Origin of the sequence: Acinetobacter sp. Tr-809 (assembly GCF_011753255.1) — a bacterium.
Lineage (GTDB): Bacteria > Pseudomonadota > Gammaproteobacteria > Pseudomonadales > Moraxellaceae > Acinetobacter.
Window position 1 is genome coordinate 323,776 of sequence record NZ_VWVZ01000002.1, and the last position, 18,580, is coordinate 342,355.

Sequence of the window (18,580 nt, forward strand, 5' to 3'; positions counted from 1 at the left end):
TTCTCCCTAAACCTTTGTCTTGGTTTTGGAAGATTGGGCTTGTTCCAAGCTATTCGTCGTTGGCTCGATTTGCATGCCATCACTGAGACGAACTTGACCAGAAACCACCACTTGGTCACCTGCTTTAATACCCGATTGCACTTCAACCCAACCTTGATGACGCTCGCCGAGTTCGACCGCAACACGTTGTACAGTTTGTTTCTGTTGATCATGTTTCACTAGAAAAACAGTATTGCCATAAGCGGTATAAGTAATTGCAGTTTCAGGGATGACTAAGCTGGGGAGGTTGGCTTCCTGTATTTCCAGTTTTGCATACATGCCTGGTTTTAACTGTTGATGCTGATTATTGAGCAGTGCCTGTCCTGTCATGGTTCTAGATTTACTCACCATTGGATCAATTGCATTTACTACGGCAGAGAAACTTTGTTCGGGGAATGCATCTATTTTTAATTGAACGGCTTGGCCTGTTTTTAATCTTGCAGCGAGTTGTTCATCCATTGTGAAATTGGCAAGTAGTTGCTGTGTATCGACCAGATTGGCAATACTGGTGCCTGCTTCAAGATATTGCCCCTGATGAACTTGGCGAATCCCGATCACACCAGAGAAGGGAGCGCGAATGGATTTTTGTTCAATCTGGGCTTGCAGTTGCTGGATTTCAGCACGGGTCATATCCCTGTCGGCCAATGCTGTATCTAGTTCAGCACGTGAAATCGCATTGCTATCAATCAGTTGTTTGGTGCGGTGATAGGTCATTTCTGCCTGTTTCAGCTTGGCTTGTAGCCGCCCTAAATTGCCTTGTTCTACATTGGTTTTCAGTTGAACCAGTAATTGTCCTTTTTTGACGTATTGCCCTGATTGAAAATAAATCTGTTCAATCACACCAGTACTTTCAGCAGAGACTTGAACTTGTCGTATCGCTTCCAACTCACCAATACTGGACAGAATACGGGGCGTGACTTGTTGCTTGACTGTTGTTAGTGCGACCTTGACAGGGGGATAACTATAGCTGGATGAATGATCTGCTGAGCGGGATTTAAAAAAAACATAAGCAGCTACAGCAATAAATATTAAAATACTGATAATCAAAAAAATACGCAGTTTGGTGTTCATGCGATTACTCCGACTTCTTGCAGCTGCTGACGAAAGTGGCTGGCAATTGCAGTACCGATTAAGCCACCAATCACTGAAATGTGTTCAAGTGCAAAATAAAGCGAGATTTGTGCTTGTAGCCCTGACATGTTCCAAAAGGTATGTACCAATACAATCGTAATCACTAAAAATACAGAGAGCAGTGCAGCGCCTAACCAAATGTAGCGATCAAACAAAATACTGTATGCACCCACAAGTAAAATCAGCGCTGAGGCATAGTTAAATAACCATGTAGGCTCTAAACCAGCTGCGTGCATTTCTTGAAATCCTGTTTCCACATCAAGCACTTTGCTGAGACCTGAGCTAAAAAATAACAGTGCTAGACAACACCTGCTAATGATCCATAACCATTGGCTTTCCAAACTTAATTTAATGAAGTACGGCATAGGCGTATTTCCTGAGTAGATGCAGACAGACTGCTGAAAAACATTAAAAATGAATTGCTTATTTGCATTTAATAATGCAGTGGTATGCAGTCTAGAACCTCAAGTTATGTTGAGGTCAATGGGGAAGCTAGAAAATTAAAGATCAGAAAAGCTCATGTTCAGAAGCAGAAAGGGCATAATTTCTGTCGATACTTCTGGGACTTTTTATCAATTTGATGTTGAGTAAATGGCTAATTTTTGAATCATGATGCGAGGCTTTAAATTGACAAGTTGCTTTGCCATCAACTATAAAACCTAAAGTAATCTTGAGATATTGAACGCATGACACTCGAACGAAAAATTGATATCAATCGGATGCTGACGGTTGGGGAAGTGGCTAAACGAAGTGGTGTCGCTGTTTCAACTTTGCATTTTTACGAGTCCAAAGGACTGATTAAAAGTATTCGTACTAATGGCAATCAACGTCGTTATCCTTTGTCTGTGCTGCGCTATATCGGAATTATTAAAGTCGCACAAAAAGTTGGAATTTCATTGGAAGAAATTAAAAAAGCGTTGAGTGTTTACCCAATAGGTAGCAAGTTAACGGCCGAACAGTGGGCTGAACTATCCACTTGTTGGCGCAAAGACTTAGATGAACGTATTCAAAAGCTGACTCGTTTAAGAGATGAAATGGACTGGTGTATTGGCTGCGGGTGTTTGTCTTTGGAACAATGTCGTTTACGTAATCCAGAAGATATCTTGGCAGAGCTGGGCTCAGGCCCCCGTATTTTAGAACGCGAGGATGATTCAATAATAAATTTAAACAATTGAAAAATAATAATTAACATGATTTTAAGTTGGAAGGATACGCTTTATATCGACTACAGAAAGTATAAGTGGAAATTTTTTTAACTGAGCTCCTGTCCTGAATCGACGTACATTGCTGTTTCGACGGGTTTAATTATCATTTTGAGCTATTGATGATTCGTTTTCCTTTTTTGCCCAAAAGATCAAATAAATATTAAGCAATTGTGAATTCTGCATTTATTTTTGTAGTGATATTGATAATAATAATGATTCTTATTTAATTAATTGTAGCATTATGAACAATCAGCTTAGACAATCTGCTTTAAATATTGCGATAAAATCGATTCTTATTTTCGGGGCATTCTCACATCACGCTTTTGCGCAAGAACAGGGCGCAAGCGTACTCCCAACCATTAAGGTTGCAGCCGATGATGAAAAAACGGAAGGTAGTGAAAGCTTCCAAGCAAAATCATCTCGTACGTCCTCCAAGTTAAAACTTTCCTTAAAAGAAACACCACAATCAGTCAGTGTCATTACGCGTGAACAGATTGAGCAACGTAATCTCAATATTATTGATGATGTACTTGCAGCCACCCCAGGTGTTACGGTCACTAAAAACGATAGTGAACGCTCAAATTATTCTGCGCGAGGCTATGCGATTAGCAATCGTCAAATTGATGGCATGCCAATTGGAGAGAATAGCCCACGTGTTGATAGTTTTTTCTTTGACCGTATTGAAGTGGTGAAGGGGGCAACAGGTTTAACAGGATCTACAGGAAACCCGTCTGCAACCATCAATATGATTCGTAAACGACCTGCAAAAGAGTTGACGGGTTCGGTTGCTACGTCATTTAGTCGCTGGAATACCATTCGTAATGAGGCGGATGTTTCAATCCCTTTGACGGCTGATGGCAGTGTACGTAGCCGCGTGATGGCAGCACGACGTGAGGGTGAATCCTATATGGATTATTACTCTCTTGAAACCTTAGCAGCGATGGCGATGGTTGAAGCGGATATTACGGATCAATTAACAGGCAGTATTGGTTTTCAATATCAAGACAACCAACCACGTGGTTCAACATGGGGAACTGTACCATACTGGAATCAAGATGGTTCGCTGGCCAATTTACCGCGCAATTTCAGCTTGGCAAATCGCTGGAATACCATCAGCCAAAGTGATAAAACCGTATTTGCTGATTTGACCTATAAATTTGATAACAACTGGATGATTAAGGCAGCTGCTTCACATTCATTGTCCAAAAGTTTTTGGCTGATGTCTTATGGTGGCTCTGGTTTTCCTAATCAAAATGATGGAACTGGCGTTGGGGTTTGGTCAACAGTGTATCCAACATCTGAATCTAAAAAGACTAGCTTAGAGTTGTTTGCCAGTGGACCGTTTAAATTATTTAATCGTGAGCATGAGTTGGTCATAGGTGGAAATGGCTTTGATCGTTCTACGGACAGCCCGGGTGGATTTATTGATGGTATTGCCAGTAATCAATTGACTTGTACCAAGAAAGTGAACAACGTAACACAACCTTCTAATAATATTGGTGATACTTGTGTGATCAATGATTGGCGGACATGGGATGGTAATACAACGCCTAAACCTGGCTACACCGTTACCCCTTCGACTAAAGATGCAAAACAGCGTAATTATGGTGCATACAGCACCTTAAAGCTAAACCTGACAGATGATCTAAAATTGATTGTAGGGGGGCGTTATAGTGATTATTCAGCCACCAATGGTACGAAGAGTGATGTGAAAACCGATGCTTTTACGCCTTATTTCGGTACCACTTATGCGATCAACGATATTGTAACTGCCTATGCCAGTTATACCGATATGTTTAATCCAAGCAGCCAAAAAGACCGTAATAACAGTTTCTTAGAACCTGAAACAGGTAAAAGCTATGAGGCAGGTCTAAAAGCCAGTTTATTGGATGACCAACTTTTGGCAACTGCTGCTGCGTTCTGGTCGAAAAAAGAGAATGTTGCAATTCGTGATGAAGAGGCGATTGCAGCAGGCATAACTAAAACAGATGATGGTGGAGAGCCAATGAAAGCTTCGGGTGAGGGGTTGAAAATTGAAGGCTTTGAGTTGGAAGCAATTGGACGAATTACACCGACGTGGAATATTACTGCGGGTTATACCTATGTGAACAGCATAAGTTCAGAAACCGTAAAGGCTTCAACAACCCTTCCTCAGAATCAAGTCAAAATCTACACCAACTTCAAACTCCCTGAACAGCTATGGGACGGTGCCAACAAATTCAATATTGGTTTTGGTGTGAATTGGCAAAGTGAGGTGGTGAGTAAATCGAGCAGTGCACCTAAAAACTCAGATGGCTATGTACGACAAGATGCTTACTTCTTGGCAAGTGCCAATATGGGATATACCTTCAATGAATCATTCAGTGCAAACTTACAAGTGAATAATTTATTTGATGAAAAATATTATCAACAGGTCGGTTTCTACAATGGCGTTTATTGGGGCGAGCCACGTAACGTAACTTTATCACTGCGTGCAAGATTCTAAGCAAGACAACAATAGGAATTTGTGCAAATAAAAACCAAGGCATATCGATCAGAATATGCCTTGATTAAAAATAATAAAAATGAATTGAGTAGAATTCTCTTCTTTGTTCAGGTCACATTAACTTGATCGGGAATTCATCATTAGATTAAAACAAGCACTATCATTTTTTTGTTTCAAGCAAGGCTAATGTTCCAATAATTAAAGCCTGCATACTGTCCATAAATTCGGCTTCCATTTCTGCTTCTTCACTGGCTCGGTCTGGTGCTTGAGTGGGTTCTTTCCCTGCCACCGTATAGATCGTATCCGCCACAGCAATACAATGAAAGGCGATGGTGGAATTGAGCCAACGGGCTTGATCAAGCGACAACGAGTAGGCTTGAGCAACGACTTGATGATGCGTGCCAATTTTAGCCACCATTGATGGGGTAGAAGCCATTCTGCGAATTAAGTAAGGCGTCAGACCCGGGTTTGACTTTACTAATTCACGAATAGAGTGCATGAATTCAAGCAGATAATCTTTGAGTGGTACAGCACGGGTTGCAGATGGTAACGGGATTTCCCATCGTGTGAAAATCTCTTCAGCAATCATGTACTTGAGTTCTTCAAGGCTGGAAATGTGTTTGTACAACGCCATATGGCTGATTCCCAAAGCCGCTGCAACGCCAACAAAAGTGATGTTGAGTAAACCGATCTCAATACCTGCATTCATGATGCGCTCATGTGTAATTGTCCGTGGGCGTCCGCGTGCGGGAGATTTGCTGAGAGAGGCCATCTGTATTCCATAAAATTCAATTTTTTCATGTTGCCATGACATTGCTAGGGGGTCAAATCGTTTACTTTATTGAATTAGTTTACTACAATGCAACTAAATCTATTGATATTAATTCTCATTTGTATTTATGGGCGATTGCCGCTTGTTGGTATGAAAGATGAGCAGCAAAGCTTGAATGAAAAAATGAGCAAACACAGGATTGATGCTGTTATGTGTGCAAGTCGTGTAGAACAAGGTCGGCTCCAAGATTCCAATCCTTTAAATTTCATATTAAAGCCAATACGTGGGTATTTAGTTTTAGCCTCATTGACTGCGGTGCTAGGGGCGATGTTAAGTTTGCTTCCTGTGATCGGTGTTGTTTATCTGGTCAAAGCACTTTCAGTCGATATCAGTATTTTAGAGACAGGACAAATCACTGCCGATACCGTCACTTGGGTTGTGCTGGGAATATGCTGTTTGTTAATCGGTATGTTGTTGATCACGCTCAGTGAGTTTATTGCCCATTTGGCTGACCATAAAATTACCGGTTTATTGACCCAAAAAATTACCAAACGGTTGACTCAAGTTCCGCTGGGTTGGTTTACAAGTCGAAACTCTGGCGAAGTAAAACAACTGATGCAGGATGATATTGGTCTACTACATAGTTTAACGGCACATTTTTTCCCAGCATTTGGTCGAGCCATCGGCACGATTTTAATCGCTGCCATTTTTCTATTCATGATGGATTGGCGTATGGCTGTTTTGGCTTTGTTGCCATTTGTGGGCTTTTTCCTTTTTTTACGCAAAGCATTACATGCCAGTGAAAGTAATATTCAGGAGTTTGCAACGCAACTTGGGCATATTAATAGTGCTGCGGTTGAGTTTATTCATGCAATTCCGATTGTAAAAACGTTTGGCCAGACGGGGCAGGCTTCTGCTTCTTATCAACAAGCTGTGTATTCATTTGCTCAGGCATTTAAATCCTTTACTCGCCCACTCGTAAAGTCTATGGCGCATGCGCACGCACTCATTTCACCGATTACCATTTTGGGTGTTGTTTTGATTGGTGCAGCTTTATTCAGTTATTTAGGCTGGTCACATCCGCTTGATGTATTACCTTTTGTATTGGTCGCACCCGCAATTTCTGCGCCTGTGCTATTGCTGCATACCTTGTTGCATGATGTACATGCCAGTCAGGGGGCGGCACAGAGGGTATTAACACTATTAAAAACACCTATATTAGACGTTGTTTCACCGCAGCAATCATTACCAATTCAAGACAGTCAGATTTGTTTTAATCAGGTCAGCTATGCCTATGATGCAAAGCATCCTGTGGTTTCTCAGCTGAGTTTTTCGCTTCAGCCTAACACTGTTACCGCAATTGTTGGGCCTTCTGGGGCTGGGAAATCAACCATTGCCCAATTGCTATTACGATTTTTTGACCCAACTGAAGGGCATATCACATTGGGTGGTATTGATCTTCGGGAAATTGCGCCCTCTGTGCTGTATCAGCATATTGGCTTTGTGTTACAGGACACGCGACTGATCCATGCCAGTATCGCTGAGAATATTGCACTTGGGCGCTCGACTGCGACTCAGGCAGAAATTGAGCAGGCTGCAAAAGCTGCAAATGTGCATCAACGTATTATGGCTGAAGCTAAACAATATGCTGCGATTGTGGGTGACGATATTCAGTTATCGGGTGGTGAACGGCAAAGAATCGCGATTGCTCGGGCAATCTTGTTGAATTCACCAGTACTGGTTTTAGATGAGGCAACAGCGGCAGCAGATGTCGAAAATGAAATTGCCATTCAGGAGGCACTTGCAGTTCTGACACAAGGGCGAACTGTTTTAGTGATTGCACATCGTTTGAATACGATTATGCATGCGGATCAGATTATTGTGCTTGATCAAGGCAAAGTGATTGAACATGGAACACATACCGCACTGTTAAACAACCGAGCCTTGTATGCCCAATTATGGTCACATACTGAAAAACATGCCTCAGGCTTACAAGGAGCAGAGACATGCTAAAAACCTTTACTCGATTATTGGGCGATGACATAGCTGTTTTTTATCGTTACATCAGCATCACCGTGTTCTATGGCCTGATTTGTGGTGTGAGCATTCTGCTATTGGCCTTTATCTTGTCACAATTATTACTCGGACAGTTTGATCAAATTATGCTGTGGCTGAGTGTATTGGTGATCACTGTCATTCTCTGTTGGTTGCTCCGACGGATTGTAGAGCAGATGGGCATACAGGTGGGGATTGCCGTTTTAGAACGTGCGCGTTTAGGTCTTGGCAACCATGTCGCTGGCTTAGCGGTGGGCTGGTTTAATCCGCAAAATACAGCAAGCTTTAATCATCTGGTGACGCAGGGCATGATGTCTGTAGCGCAACTGCCTGCACACGTTTTTACCCCCTTAATTACTGGCATAGTTACGCCACTGATTATTGTCATTGCTTTATTGCTGACTCATAGCCTGCTTGGATTGATCGCACTCATTGCAATTCCGATTATGGTCGTGGTGTTCTGGTTGAGTTCGAAAATTGCGCATCATAGCGATCAGGTTTATCAACAAAGATTTGCTGAAACAAGTCAACGGATGGTGGAGTTTGCTCAGGCTCAATCGGTTTTCCGTGCCTTTAATGGAGAAGGCGATAGCCAGCGTTTTTTAGACGATGCAATCAGGCAGCAACGTCGTTCAGGTCTAAAACTCATCATATTGTCATCCTGTGCAGCCGTTTTAAATATCTGGGTGATTCAAGCTGTGTTCATCTTGATGTTGATGACGGTTGTATTCTGGTTGCCTTTTCAAGCCGTTGATACCACCACCGTGGCTGCATTTGCCAGTCTGGGTGTTTCTTTATTATTGATTTGCCGATTTGTTGATGCCTTGCTTGAGATTGCTGGTTATAGCGAGGTTTTACGTCATGCCAAGAGCCAACTTGCGGCAATACAAGCTATTTTTAACGAACATCCCTTGCACGAATCCCAAGCTTTTCAACCCTTGTGTGATCACTCGATTGAATTTAAAGATGTCTATTTCCGCTATCAAGATGATCAGCCTTATGTATTGCAAGGCGTAGATTTACGAGTTGCATCTGGCAGTATGACCGCACTGATTGGGGCATCAGGTTCAGGTAAAACCAGCTTAACTAAATTGGTTGCTCGTTTCTTTGATGCAAACCGAGGACAGGTTCTGGTTGGTGGTGTTGATGTAAAGCAACTGCCTTATACGCAGTTGATAGGCCAGATCAGTCAGATTTTCCAAGAAAATTATTTGTTTGCAGGCAGTATTGAAGAGAACATTCGGATGGGTAACCCGAATGCAACAGATGATCAAGTCATGCAGGTGGTTGAGCAGGTGGGAATCGCAGAAATGCTTGCCCGTTTGCCTGAGGGGCTTAACACGCTGGTTGGTGAGGGTGGTGTACGCTTATCTGGCGGTGAAAGACAACGGATTGCGATTGCCCGTGCTTTGATTAAGGATGCGCCTATTCTCTTGGTCGATGAAGCGACAGCAGCTTTAGATCCTGAAAATCAGGCCATTATCTGTGAGTTGTTGAATCAGCTACGTGGTCAAAAAACCATTTTGGTGATTGCACATCAGTTGGCAACAATCGCTGCTGCAGATCAGATTATTGTGTTGGATCAGGGGCAAGTCGTTGAGCAAGGAACCCCTCAACAATTACGTTTGATGCAGGGGCATTATTCACGTTATTTGCAACAAAGCCAGATGATTAAAGGGTGGCAGATTGGACAAGCCCCTCAAGTTGCGAGACAACTGCAATGCCCTTGATTTTAGTGATTAGCTTTTGTCTGCTGTGCATCCTTTCACTTTTGATTGGTGCTCAGCAGCTAGAGTGGGCAGCATTGTTTAGCCAGTCTAGTGATGTTTGGCTGACCTTGACTGCGAGTCGAATTCCTCGCTTGCTTGCCATTATTTTGACTGGGGTTGGTCTATCGATCTGTGGTGTAATTTTGCAGCATATTGTGCGTAATCGCTTTGTTGAACCTGGTACAACTGGAGGGTTGGATGCAGCAAAGCTCGGCATTCTGATCTCCTTAACACTAATTCCAACAGCAACGCTCATTACGAAAATGATTTTTGCAATGTTGTTTTGCTTGTTGGCCAGTGTACTTTTTATCGCAATCATCCGTGGTATTCGATTTCGAAACACCGTATTGATTCCAGTTATTGGTTTGATCTATGGCAGTGTTCTGAGTGCATTGGCCGAATTCTATGCTTATCAAAATAATATTCTACAAAGCATGCAAGCTTGGCTACTCGGTGATTTTTCCCGTGTAGTACAAGGCCATTATGAAATCATTTTCATTATCTTTCTTGTAGTCATATTGACCTATGTCTTTGCACATCGTTTGACAGTGCTTGGTATGGGCGAGGAGATGGCGACGAGCCTTGGCCTTGATTATGCAAGCACGGTCACAATCGGTTTGCTTTTGGTGGCAATTACCATTTCCGTCACGGTTATCACCGTCGGTGCCATTCCTTTTGTTGGCTTGGTGATTCCAAATCTGGTGGCATTGAAATATGGAGAGAATCTTGCCAAAACATTGCCTATCGTGGCCCTGAGTGGCGCTTGTTTACTGCTCTTTTGCGACATTATTGGACGCAGCCTTCTCTATCCATTTGAAATCCCAATTGGGCTGACCGCTGGCGGTGTCGGTGGTCTGGTCTTTCTCATATTGATTTTGAGAGGGCTTCGCACATGAACAACAATACAAAATTAGGTTTAATTATTGTCGTGGCGATTGGATTGGCGATTGGATTTGTGTTTATGGGTTCAGGCTTTGATTTTGACCATGTTATTCCTAAACGTCTGTTACGGTTGGCTACGATTATATTGGGCGGCATCTGTGTTGCATTTTCCTCGATTATATTTCAGACCCTCGTCGGTAACCGTATTTTGACGCCCTCCATTATGGGTTATGAAGCAGTTTACTTATTGTGGCAGGTCATGCTGCTGTTTCTGATGGGAACGCAAACACTGTCTTGGTTTGGGGTAGAGGGGCATTTTTTTGTCTCGATCTTGGTCATGCTGCTTTATTCATGGTTGATACATCGATATCTATTGACACGTGAGCAGATGGACGTGTTTCAGCTGTTGCTGATTGGCTTGGTATTGACCATGGTGATGGGCACTGCAACACAGTTTGTTCAGCTCAAAATCAGCCCCGGAGAATTCTCAGTTTTCCAAGCGTTAAGTTACGCCTCATTTAATCGTGTACAGCCCACAACACTGATTTATGCCGCTCTGACGGTACTGGTGATCTTTTTATTATTACGCAAAAGGTTAGCCACTTTAGATGTCTTGGTTTTAGGGCGTGAACAAGCGATTTCTTTAGGAATTGATCATCATCAAGCGATGCAATTTTATCTGGCATTGATTGCTTTATTGCTTGCAATTTCGACCAGTTTAATTGGTCCTACCGCATTTATGGGCGTGTTTATTGCCAACACAGCCTATGCGCTTGTCGGCAATCTCAAGCATAAATTTAGTTTGGCAGTGGGATGTGTCATCGCGATTAGCATTTTTCTTGTAGCTCAGATTTTGGTTGAGCATGTTTTTAATTACAAAACCACGGTCAGTATTTTGGTCAATCTGGTCTGCGGTATTTATTTTCTAACACTGATGCTTCGTGCCAGAGGTTTGACATGATTAAAATTCACAACCTGCATAAATCGTATGGCAATAAGTCTGTCATTACCAACCTCAATCTTGAATTCCCCTCACAACAAATCACCTCACTGATCGGTCCGAATGGTGCAGGTAAATCAACTTTACTGATGATGATGGCTCGTTTATCTAGGGCTGATCATGGCGAGATCCTGTTTAAGAAGAAAAACATTGCAGAGATCAAGATTGCAGAATATGCCAAGCATGTTGCCACGCTGCGTCAATCACCTGATTTTAAGCTGCGAATGACAGTTGAAGAATTAGTGGCATATGGCCGATTTCCATATTGCCACGGCAAGCTGACAGCAACAGACCAAGATCTGGTTGATGAGGCGATTCAATTTTTAAACTTGGAAGCACTTCGCAGCTCTTATCTGGATGAATTGAGTGGTGGACAGCGACAGATGGCTTTTTTAGCCATGACCATCGCACAGCAAACCGATGTACTGCTCTTGGATGAACCTTTAAATAATTTAGATATGAAGCATGCTGTTCAGATCATGCAAGCCTTGCGACGTTTGTGTGACGAGCAGGGGCGTACGATTATTTTAGTCATACATGACATCAATTTTGCAGCCAATTATTCAGATCATATTGTCGCATTAAAACACGGCAATCTTCGTTTTAGCGGTCCAACTCAACAAGTGATGACAGAACAGCGCTTAACTGATTTGTATGAACTTGATTTTGAAATTAGCAACAGCACACGCGGCTATATGTGCAATTACTTCAACTCAGCTGGAGTTTGAAAATATGAAAAGGAATATCAAATTATGGGGGCTGGCAGGTGCAGTGAGTGCTGCAATTCTACTGTCAGCATGTCATCCACCACCGACAGCATCATCTCAGACTGAACAAAAACGGGAAGCCCCGATTCTTGTAAAACATCAATTAGGTACAACACGGATTGAGTATTATCCGCAACGTGTTGCAGTGCTGGATATGAATGAAGCCGATTTTCTCGATCAGCTTGCGGTTCCGATTGCAGGCATGCCTAAAGATTTTATCCCGCACTTTCTGCAAAAGTATCGGGATCAACACAATGTGCAAGATCTAGGGTCAATTGTGCAGCCCAATATGGAGCGGATTTATACGCTTAAACCCGACCTTATACTAATGACGCCATTGCAAGCAGATAAGTATAAAGAACTGAGTGAAATTGCTCCGACACTGCACTATGACATTAATTTTAATAATAGCCAGCAGCATCATATTGAAATGATTAAAGCTCATTTACAGACGTTGGGGCAGATTTTTAATAAACAGGAATTGGCGGCTGAAAAAGTTGCTGAATTAGATGCCAAAGTTGCACAAGTACGCACAATAACCGCGGATCGACCTGAAAAAGCCTTGGTGGTTTTACATAACAATGGCGCATTTAGTAATTTTGGGGTGCAGTCACGTTATGGCTTTGTCTTTAATGCTTTGGGGGTAAAGCCTGCCAGTACAGTGGCTGATACCAGTTTGCATGGACAGCCGATTTCCAGTGAGTTTATTAAACAGGCTGATCCCGACATTCTATTTATTGTAGATCGAACTGCGGTGATGGAACATCGAGCCACGATCAATGCAGACAATGTCAGTAACCCCTTATTACGTCAAACCAAAGCATGGAAAACTGGAAAAGTCATTTTTGTAGATGCCGATGCTTGGTACACCACGGCCGCGAGTCCGACCGCGATGCATATCTTGATCGATGATGTGATCAAAGGATATCAACCATGAGGCAATAATTTAACGCATCCCATTGCGAGGCTTGCTTCAGTCTAAAGCCTAAACCACCGATTGAAATCTTCTTGATGAACATACTTTTTAATCAAAAAAAGTGTGTGGTCTAAAGTCATGCTCAAAAAAAGCCAAAGGAGCTTAAAACCATGAAAAATTCAATGCCTTACCCAAGTATCCGTATATCTAAACAACGTAGAAATGATCATCCTCAATTTAAATTAAAACATTTGGTTATCAGTCAAATCATGCTGGGTTTGGGACTTTTTCCATTGAACTCACTGCATGCTGAGGATTTAGAAAAAATAGCACATACAGATCAAAACATCGCGACATTAGCCACCATTCAGGTTCAGGCCGACAAAGAAAACCAGAACGATTTAGGCGGGCAAATTGCATCGCAAGGTCAGATTGGTTTTTTAGGCGATAAAAGCTTGCGGGACACCCCGTTTAGTGTCATCAGCTATACCGAGAAATATATTGCTGATCGGCAAGCACGGGATATTACCGATGTGATTGTTGCGACTGATCCTTCTGTTTATTCAACAGGTGCCTTTGGGGTTATCGCGGAAAGTTATACCATCCGAGGTTTTAACTCCAGCAGTACGCCCGCAGGTAAAGATACTGCTTTTGGAGGTCTATATGGTATTGCTCCACTTTACCGTGCATCGCCAGAAATGTTTGAACGGATCGATGTATTAAAAGGACCTTCGGCAATGTTAAATGGTATGCCACCTGGCGGGACATTGGGGGGCAATGTTAATCTTGTGCCTAAGCGGGCAACGGATACACCAATTAATCGATTGACCACAAGTTATATGTCTAATGCTCAATTTGGTGGACATTTGGATATTGGCAGACGTTTTGGCCAAAATCAGGCATTTGGTGTTCGATTCAATGGCGTTTATCGAGATGGGGAAGGTGCTATAGATGATCAAGATAAAAAGACACAATTAATGTCTTTGGGGTTGGATTGGCGAGGTGAACAAGCGCGAATTTCAGCAGATCTGTATACCAGTCAAGATCAAAATGATGGGATTAATCGTGGTGTGACGTTGAAAACTGGGGTGAAGGTTCCCAATCCACCCAATCCTAAAACTTTATTGAATCCAACCTGGACTTTTTTTGACACCAAAGACAAGGGGCTCATGTTACGTGGGGAATATGATTTCAACCCTGAATGGATGGGATATGCCACCGCAGGCATGAGTAAGACAGAATACAGTACTTTAGGCGCAGCAAAAGGCGAAATCCAGAATGAAGCAGGAGATATCCTTTTTAATATTGCACACTTAGGTTTTGAATATGAACGCAAATCGGCAGAAGTGGGGCTACGCGGAAAGTTCAATACAGGCAATATTGGGCATGCCATATCCCTCAATGCAACACACTATCGAGAGGTTGATGATGAGTTCGGGATTCGTCAAGGTTTTAAAACTGATCGTTTAACCAATATTTATCAGCCGAATTGGGGCACAAAGCCAGATCGAGCGGCTGTAGCTCCGATTTTTAGCAACAAAGAACGCTTAACCAGTTATGGTCTAGCCGATACCTTATCTTTTGCCCAAGACCAGCTCCAAATGACTTTAGGCATACGTCATCAGAATATCGTTACGGAAAGTTTGAACGCAAACGGAGTACGTAACCTAAATGGTCTATATGATAAAAGTGCATGGACACCCGCCGCAGCGATATTGATCAAAGCCAATCCTCATCTTTCTTTTTATGCCAACTATATTGAAGGTTTAAGTTCAGGTGGAGTTGCGTCCTCAAATTTTGAAAACTATGGTGAAATTTTTTCACCTTATAAAACCAAACAAAAAGAAGTCGGGCTTAAATTTGATGTCGAAAACTTTAGCAGTAGTTTGAGTGTATATGAAATTAAAACACCAAGTGGTTATTCGACCCCGAATCAGGACAGCAGTAAAAAGCCGATCTACTCTATTGATGGTGAGCAGAGAAATCGTGGGATTGAATGGGGATTTTGGGGAGCACCATTACAAGGGCTACGTGTGATGGGCGGTGTAACTTATATTCAACCTAAACTGACCAAAACACAAAACCCCGATGAGCTTGGCAATATGGCAACTGGTGTACCTAAGATGCAAGCAAAATTAGGTTTAGAAGGGGATATTGACTATGTACCGGGTCTGACTTTAACCGCAAATGCAATTGCTGCCTCTAAACAATATATTAATCGGATTAATACGATATCAGTCCCTAGCCGAGAGGTGTATAGCATCGGAGCACGGTATTCGACTCAAATTGCTCAGTTTCCTGTTACCTTCCGTGGGAGTGTAGAAAACCTGACCAATAAAGCCTATTGGTCGATGCCTCAATTTACCAGTTTAATGCTAGGCGCGCCACGGACATACCTATTCTCGGCATCTTTTGATTTTTAGTCGATGACAGCTAAAAACAAGGGTTTTAGCAATTGATCGATTGCAGCATAAACTCAGCTCTTGTCGTGATTTATCTCATCAGCTTTTTAATTTTAGTTAAAAAGCTGATTAATTTTTTAAAACAATGAATTATGCGTACATTGACTGAACTCAGTTATTGAGAAAGGCAGATTGATTAAAATAAACTAAACAAAAATGTGACGTAAATTGTCATAAATAGACGGTTCTGTATGGACATGAAATCGATAATTTGAGTAAAATGCGCTAAATTTAAATAGATACTCTAAAAAAAAGATGTTGAATAATATATTTCAAGCTCTAGAGAGTTTGGGGCTTACAGCACAGAAACGTGCCATTCATGCCCAGTTTTCAAATTCATCTTTGAATAGCCAAGTTTTCTTGCAACGTATTGATGGTCTGCATCAACTGAATCATGGCATTGATCTACAGTTACTTTGCCTTTCGACTAGTGCGGTCATTCCTTTAAAAAGTTTTATTGGCAGTCAAGTCGCAATTGATATTGTGACCGATAAAGCTGAACTTACACGTATTACAGGCATTATTACTCAAGCTGATGTTGGTGCGAGTGATGGTTCACTGACGATTTATCGACTTGGTGTACAAGATCCGACAGCATTATGGAAACATCGTCGTAACAGCCGTGTTTTTATGGCGAAATCAGTGGTTGATATCATCCAAACCATATTTCAAGAATGGCAGAGCAAAAGTCCATTATTTGCTGCCAGTTTAAGCTTGGATTTAACTGGCTTAAGCAAACAATATGATATCCGCCCATTTATCATGCAGAGTAATGAAACGGATTATGATTTTCTGACGCGTTTGCTGCGAAGTGAAGGGATTAACTGGCTGATTGATGAAGCACAACTTAAAGTGTCGAGTTCAAGTGAGAAAATTCAGCCACAGAAACTCCGATTAGTCGATGACAATAATCAATATAAAGCCTTAGACCGCCGTAACATTCGCTTTCATCGTAGTAGTGCCACAGAAACACAGGACAGCATCACGGCATTTGTTGCACAACGCTCACTACAACCGAGTGCAGTGCATGTACAGCGTTGGCAAGCCGATGCCTTGGAGCAAGAAGAAGGCGCAGGCAGTGTTCAGAGTAAACATCAGCATAGTGATCAACATGATAGCCAACAGCTTGCCCTAGAACAGGCATGGCATTTTTCACCTGCATGGATTCAAGATTTAAAGGGTGAAGATGGCACCACCAAAGCAGGTAATGCGCAAATTGAAAAACTGAATCAAACCTTAAGCCAATATTATGATTCACAGGCTAAGCAATTTGTTGCGACATCGACTGTGCGCGATACACATGTCGGCTATTGGTTTGAACTGACTGAACATCCAGAAATTGATCAGCATGATGGTGCAGATAAAGAATTCTTGATCAGCTCAAAAAGCTTTTATAACCAAAATAACTTACCTAAAGATTTAAATGATCAAGTGATGGCTTTGCTACAACAAAGTCATTGGCAAAGTAGCCCTTTCCAGCTTGGGGCATCTGATGAACGTCAAGCCAATCAATTGATATTGCAGCGACGTAATATTGGTCTAGTTCCTGAGTACAACCCGTTACAGCATCGACCTGCAACACATCCACAACGCGCTAAAGTCGTAGGGCCAAGCGGTGAGGAAATTCATGTGGATGAATGGGGACGGATTAAAGTTCGATTCCTGTTTACCCGAGCCGATGATCACAGTCATGATGGCGGTGCAGGCGCCAATGACAATGATACCGATTCTGCATGGGTGGATGTACTGACACCGTGGGCAGGTGAAGGCTATGGTGCACGATTCTTGCCGCGGATTGGTGAAATCGTGGTGATCAACTTCTTTGATGGCAATATTGACCGTCCTTATGTTGTTGGACGTATTCATGAAGCACAACGCAGTCCAACTAAATTCGATCATACAGGTCAGCTGCCTGATACCAAGAAATTGGCAGGGATCAAGTCCAAAGAATATCAAGGTGAAGGCTTTAACCAACTGCGTTTTGATGACACCACGGGTCAAATCAGTGCGCAACTGCAAAGTAGTCATGCCGCCAGCCAACTCAACTTGGGTAAACTGAGTCATCCGAAAGACAAGGCTGAAAGTGAAGATCGTGGTGAAGGCTTTGAACTACGTACTGACCAATGGGGTGCGGTTCGTGCTGGACAAGGCTTACTTGTTAGCACACAAAAGCAGGATCAGGCACAGGGTGAGCATCTGGATGCACAGCCAGCTAAACAGCAACTTGAAGGCAACCAGAACAATGCCAAAGCTTTAAGTGAAGTTGCCAAGAATCAACAAACGGATGAAATTGAATCGTTAGAACAGTTAAAAGACTTTGCTGATCAGATTCAGGACAAGATTGCCAAATTTGAAAAAGCTTTATTGCTGTTAAATTCACCTGCGGGGATTGGTCTGAGTACCAGTGAAGATATCCATCTTTCTGCGGATGGACAGATCAATCAGATTGCGGGCGATAGTATTAATCTGAGTACGCAAAAGAATCTGGTTGCCCATGTTCAGAACAAGATCAGCCTGTTTGCTGCGCAGAATGGGATTAAGCAGGTGGCTGCCAAAGGTAAGTTTGAGGTACATGCCCAATCAGATGGGATGGACTTACTTGCCAAGCAAGGTATTCAGATTATTTCTACTGAAAGTCAGATTCAGATCACCAGTCCTAAAGAAATTGTATTTACTGCACAGAGTTCGCAACTTAAGTTGAATGGTTCAGGGATTTTTCCGACCACGGGTGGCAAGTTTGAGGTTAAGGCAGGGCAGCATTTGTTTATGGGTGGGGCTAAGGTTTCTAGCAATTTACCCCAATTACCTAAACTAGAATTTGCTGAGCCACCTTACTCAGCTCAATATCAGCTATTTAAAGCAGATGGTCGTAACTTTAAAGGTTATAAGTATTCAATACATGATAGTAAGAATAACTTATTAAAAGAGGGGGTTACAGACGAGCAGGGCTTTACGGAGCAAGTGATTACACAAACCAAAGAAAGAGTTATTGGATATAAATCAGTGATGAGAGAAAGCGAACGATTGACTGAAAACTGGGAAGCTAAATTAGAAGAAAAATCAAAAAAACTAGAATCTGAGTTGGATGGAGAGTAAC

Annotated in this window: 13 protein-coding genes; 10 read left to right on the forward strand and 3 right to left on the reverse strand. The window is 42.3% G+C overall.

What is annotated here, in order from left to right; translation table 11 throughout:
* Positions 1-6: 6 nt before the first annotated feature.
* Positions 7-1,110 (reverse strand): efflux RND transporter periplasmic adaptor subunit, encoded by a 1,104-nt coding sequence (locus tag F3J02_RS05640; RefSeq protein WP_167248082.1) that lies wholly within the window; start codon positions 1,108-1,110, stop codon positions 7-9.
* On the reverse strand, positions 1,107-1,535 hold the full coding sequence (locus F3J02_RS05645; RefSeq protein ID WP_167248083.1) for a DoxX family protein: 429 nt from the start codon (positions 1,533-1,535) through the stop codon (positions 1,107-1,109). The genes F3J02_RS05640 and F3J02_RS05645 overlap by 4 nt, the downstream gene beginning before the upstream one ends.
* A 321-nt stretch (positions 1,536-1,856) precedes the next feature.
* Here F3J02_RS05645 and soxR point away from each other — a divergent pair, with 321 nt between their 5' ends.
* Both soxR and F3J02_RS05655 read left to right on the forward strand, forming a co-directional pair.
* On the forward strand, positions 1,857-2,345 hold the full coding sequence (gene soxR / locus F3J02_RS05650) for a redox-sensitive transcriptional activator SoxR (RefSeq protein WP_167248084.1): 489 nt from the start codon (positions 1,857-1,859) through the stop codon (positions 2,343-2,345).
* A gap of 271 nt (positions 2,346-2,616) precedes the next feature.
* Complete coding sequence (locus F3J02_RS05655) at positions 2,617-4,860, forward strand: TonB-dependent siderophore receptor (RefSeq protein ID WP_167248085.1); 2,244 nt, start codon at positions 2,617-2,619, stop codon at positions 4,858-4,860.
* A gap of 160 nt (positions 4,861-5,020) precedes the next feature.
* On the opposite strand, the gene F3J02_RS05660 is transcribed toward F3J02_RS05655, so the two are convergent.
* Positions 5,021-5,569: a TetR/AcrR family transcriptional regulator gene (locus F3J02_RS05660; protein WP_228284327.1), complete on the reverse strand. Its 549-nt coding sequence runs from the start codon at positions 5,567-5,569 to the stop codon at positions 5,021-5,023.
* Between the two features lie 150 nt (positions 5,570-5,719).
* Here F3J02_RS05660 and F3J02_RS05665 point away from each other — a divergent pair, with 150 nt between their 5' ends.
* The 8 genes from F3J02_RS05665 (at position 5,720) to F3J02_RS05700 (ending at position 18,579) form a co-directional block, all read left to right on the forward strand.
* Positions 5,720-7,645 (forward strand): ABC transporter ATP-binding protein, encoded by a 1,926-nt coding sequence (locus F3J02_RS05665; protein WP_228284328.1) that lies wholly within the window; start codon positions 5,720-5,722, stop codon positions 7,643-7,645.
* Positions 7,639-9,417 carry an ABC transporter ATP-binding protein gene (locus F3J02_RS05670; protein ID WP_167248086.1) on the forward strand — a complete coding sequence of 593 codons (1,779 nt, stop codon included), beginning with the start codon at positions 7,639-7,641 and terminating at the stop codon, positions 9,415-9,417. The genes F3J02_RS05665 and F3J02_RS05670 overlap by 7 nt, the downstream gene beginning before the upstream one ends.
* Entirely contained in the window at positions 9,408-10,352 is a 945-nt protein-coding gene (locus F3J02_RS05675) for an ABC transporter permease (protein WP_167248087.1), read from the forward strand. Before F3J02_RS05670 ends, F3J02_RS05675 begins: the two co-directional genes overlap by 10 nt.
* Positions 10,349-11,299: an iron chelate uptake ABC transporter family permease subunit gene (locus F3J02_RS05680; protein WP_167248088.1), complete on the forward strand. Its 951-nt coding sequence runs from the start codon at positions 10,349-10,351 to the stop codon at positions 11,297-11,299. Before F3J02_RS05675 ends, F3J02_RS05680 begins: the two co-directional genes overlap by 4 nt.
* On the forward strand, positions 11,296-12,066 hold the full coding sequence (locus tag F3J02_RS05685) for an ABC transporter ATP-binding protein (RefSeq protein WP_167248089.1): 771 nt from the start codon (positions 11,296-11,298) through the stop codon (positions 12,064-12,066). The genes F3J02_RS05680 and F3J02_RS05685 overlap by 4 nt, the downstream gene beginning before the upstream one ends.
* A 4-nt stretch (positions 12,067-12,070) precedes the next feature.
* On the forward strand, positions 12,071-13,042 hold the full coding sequence (locus tag F3J02_RS05690) for a siderophore ABC transporter substrate-binding protein (protein WP_167248090.1): 972 nt from the start codon (positions 12,071-12,073) through the stop codon (positions 13,040-13,042).
* A 149-nt stretch (positions 13,043-13,191) separates the two neighbouring features.
* The gene (locus F3J02_RS05695; protein WP_167248091.1) at positions 13,192-15,444 is read left to right on the forward strand and encodes a TonB-dependent receptor; all 2,253 of its coding nucleotides are present in this window, start codon (positions 13,192-13,194) and stop codon (positions 15,442-15,444) included.
* A 294-nt stretch (positions 15,445-15,738) separates the two neighbouring features.
* Positions 15,739-18,579, forward strand: coding sequence for a type VI secretion system Vgr family protein (locus tag F3J02_RS05700; RefSeq protein ID WP_167248092.1), 2,841 nt, complete (start codon positions 15,739-15,741; stop codon positions 18,577-18,579).
* Position 18,580: the final 1 nt, after the last annotated feature.

Excerpts from the sequence above, each read along its gene's own strand:
- soxR (WP_167248084.1), top strand. The coding sequence starts at position 1,857 with ATGACACTCGAACGAAAAATTGATATCAATCGGATGCTGACGGTTGGG.
- F3J02_RS05690 (WP_167248090.1), top strand. The coding sequence starts at position 12,071 with ATGAAAAGGAATATCAAATTATGGGGGCTGGCAGGTGCAGTGAGTGCT.
- F3J02_RS05700 (WP_167248092.1), top strand. The coding sequence starts at position 15,739 with ATGTTGAATAATATATTTCAAGCTCTAGAGAGTTTGGGGCTTACAGCA.
- F3J02_RS05685 (WP_167248089.1), top strand. The coding sequence starts at position 11,296 with ATGATTAAAATTCACAACCTGCATAAATCGTATGGCAATAAGTCTGTC.
- F3J02_RS05695 (WP_167248091.1), top strand. The coding sequence starts at position 13,192 with ATGAAAAATTCAATGCCTTACCCAAGTATCCGTATATCTAAACAACGT.
- F3J02_RS05640 (WP_167248082.1), bottom strand. The coding sequence starts at position 1,110 with ATGAACACCAAACTGCGTATTTTTTTGATTATCAGTATTTTAATATTT.
- F3J02_RS05645 (WP_167248083.1), bottom strand. The coding sequence starts at position 1,535 with ATGCCGTACTTCATTAAATTAAGTTTGGAAAGCCAATGGTTATGGATC.
- F3J02_RS05675 (WP_167248087.1), top strand. The coding sequence starts at position 9,408 with ATGCCCTTGATTTTAGTGATTAGCTTTTGTCTGCTGTGCATCCTTTCA.
- F3J02_RS05665 (WP_228284328.1), top strand. The coding sequence starts at position 5,720 with ATGCAACTAAATCTATTGATATTAATTCTCATTTGTATTTATGGGCGA.
- F3J02_RS05655 (WP_167248085.1), top strand. The coding sequence starts at position 2,617 with ATGAACAATCAGCTTAGACAATCTGCTTTAAATATTGCGATAAAATCG.
- F3J02_RS05660 (WP_228284327.1), bottom strand. The coding sequence starts at position 5,569 with ATGAATGCAGGTATTGAGATCGGTTTACTCAACATCACTTTTGTTGGC.
- F3J02_RS05670 (WP_167248086.1), top strand. The coding sequence starts at position 7,639 with ATGCTAAAAACCTTTACTCGATTATTGGGCGATGACATAGCTGTTTTT.
- F3J02_RS05680 (WP_167248088.1), top strand. The coding sequence starts at position 10,349 with ATGAACAACAATACAAAATTAGGTTTAATTATTGTCGTGGCGATTGGA.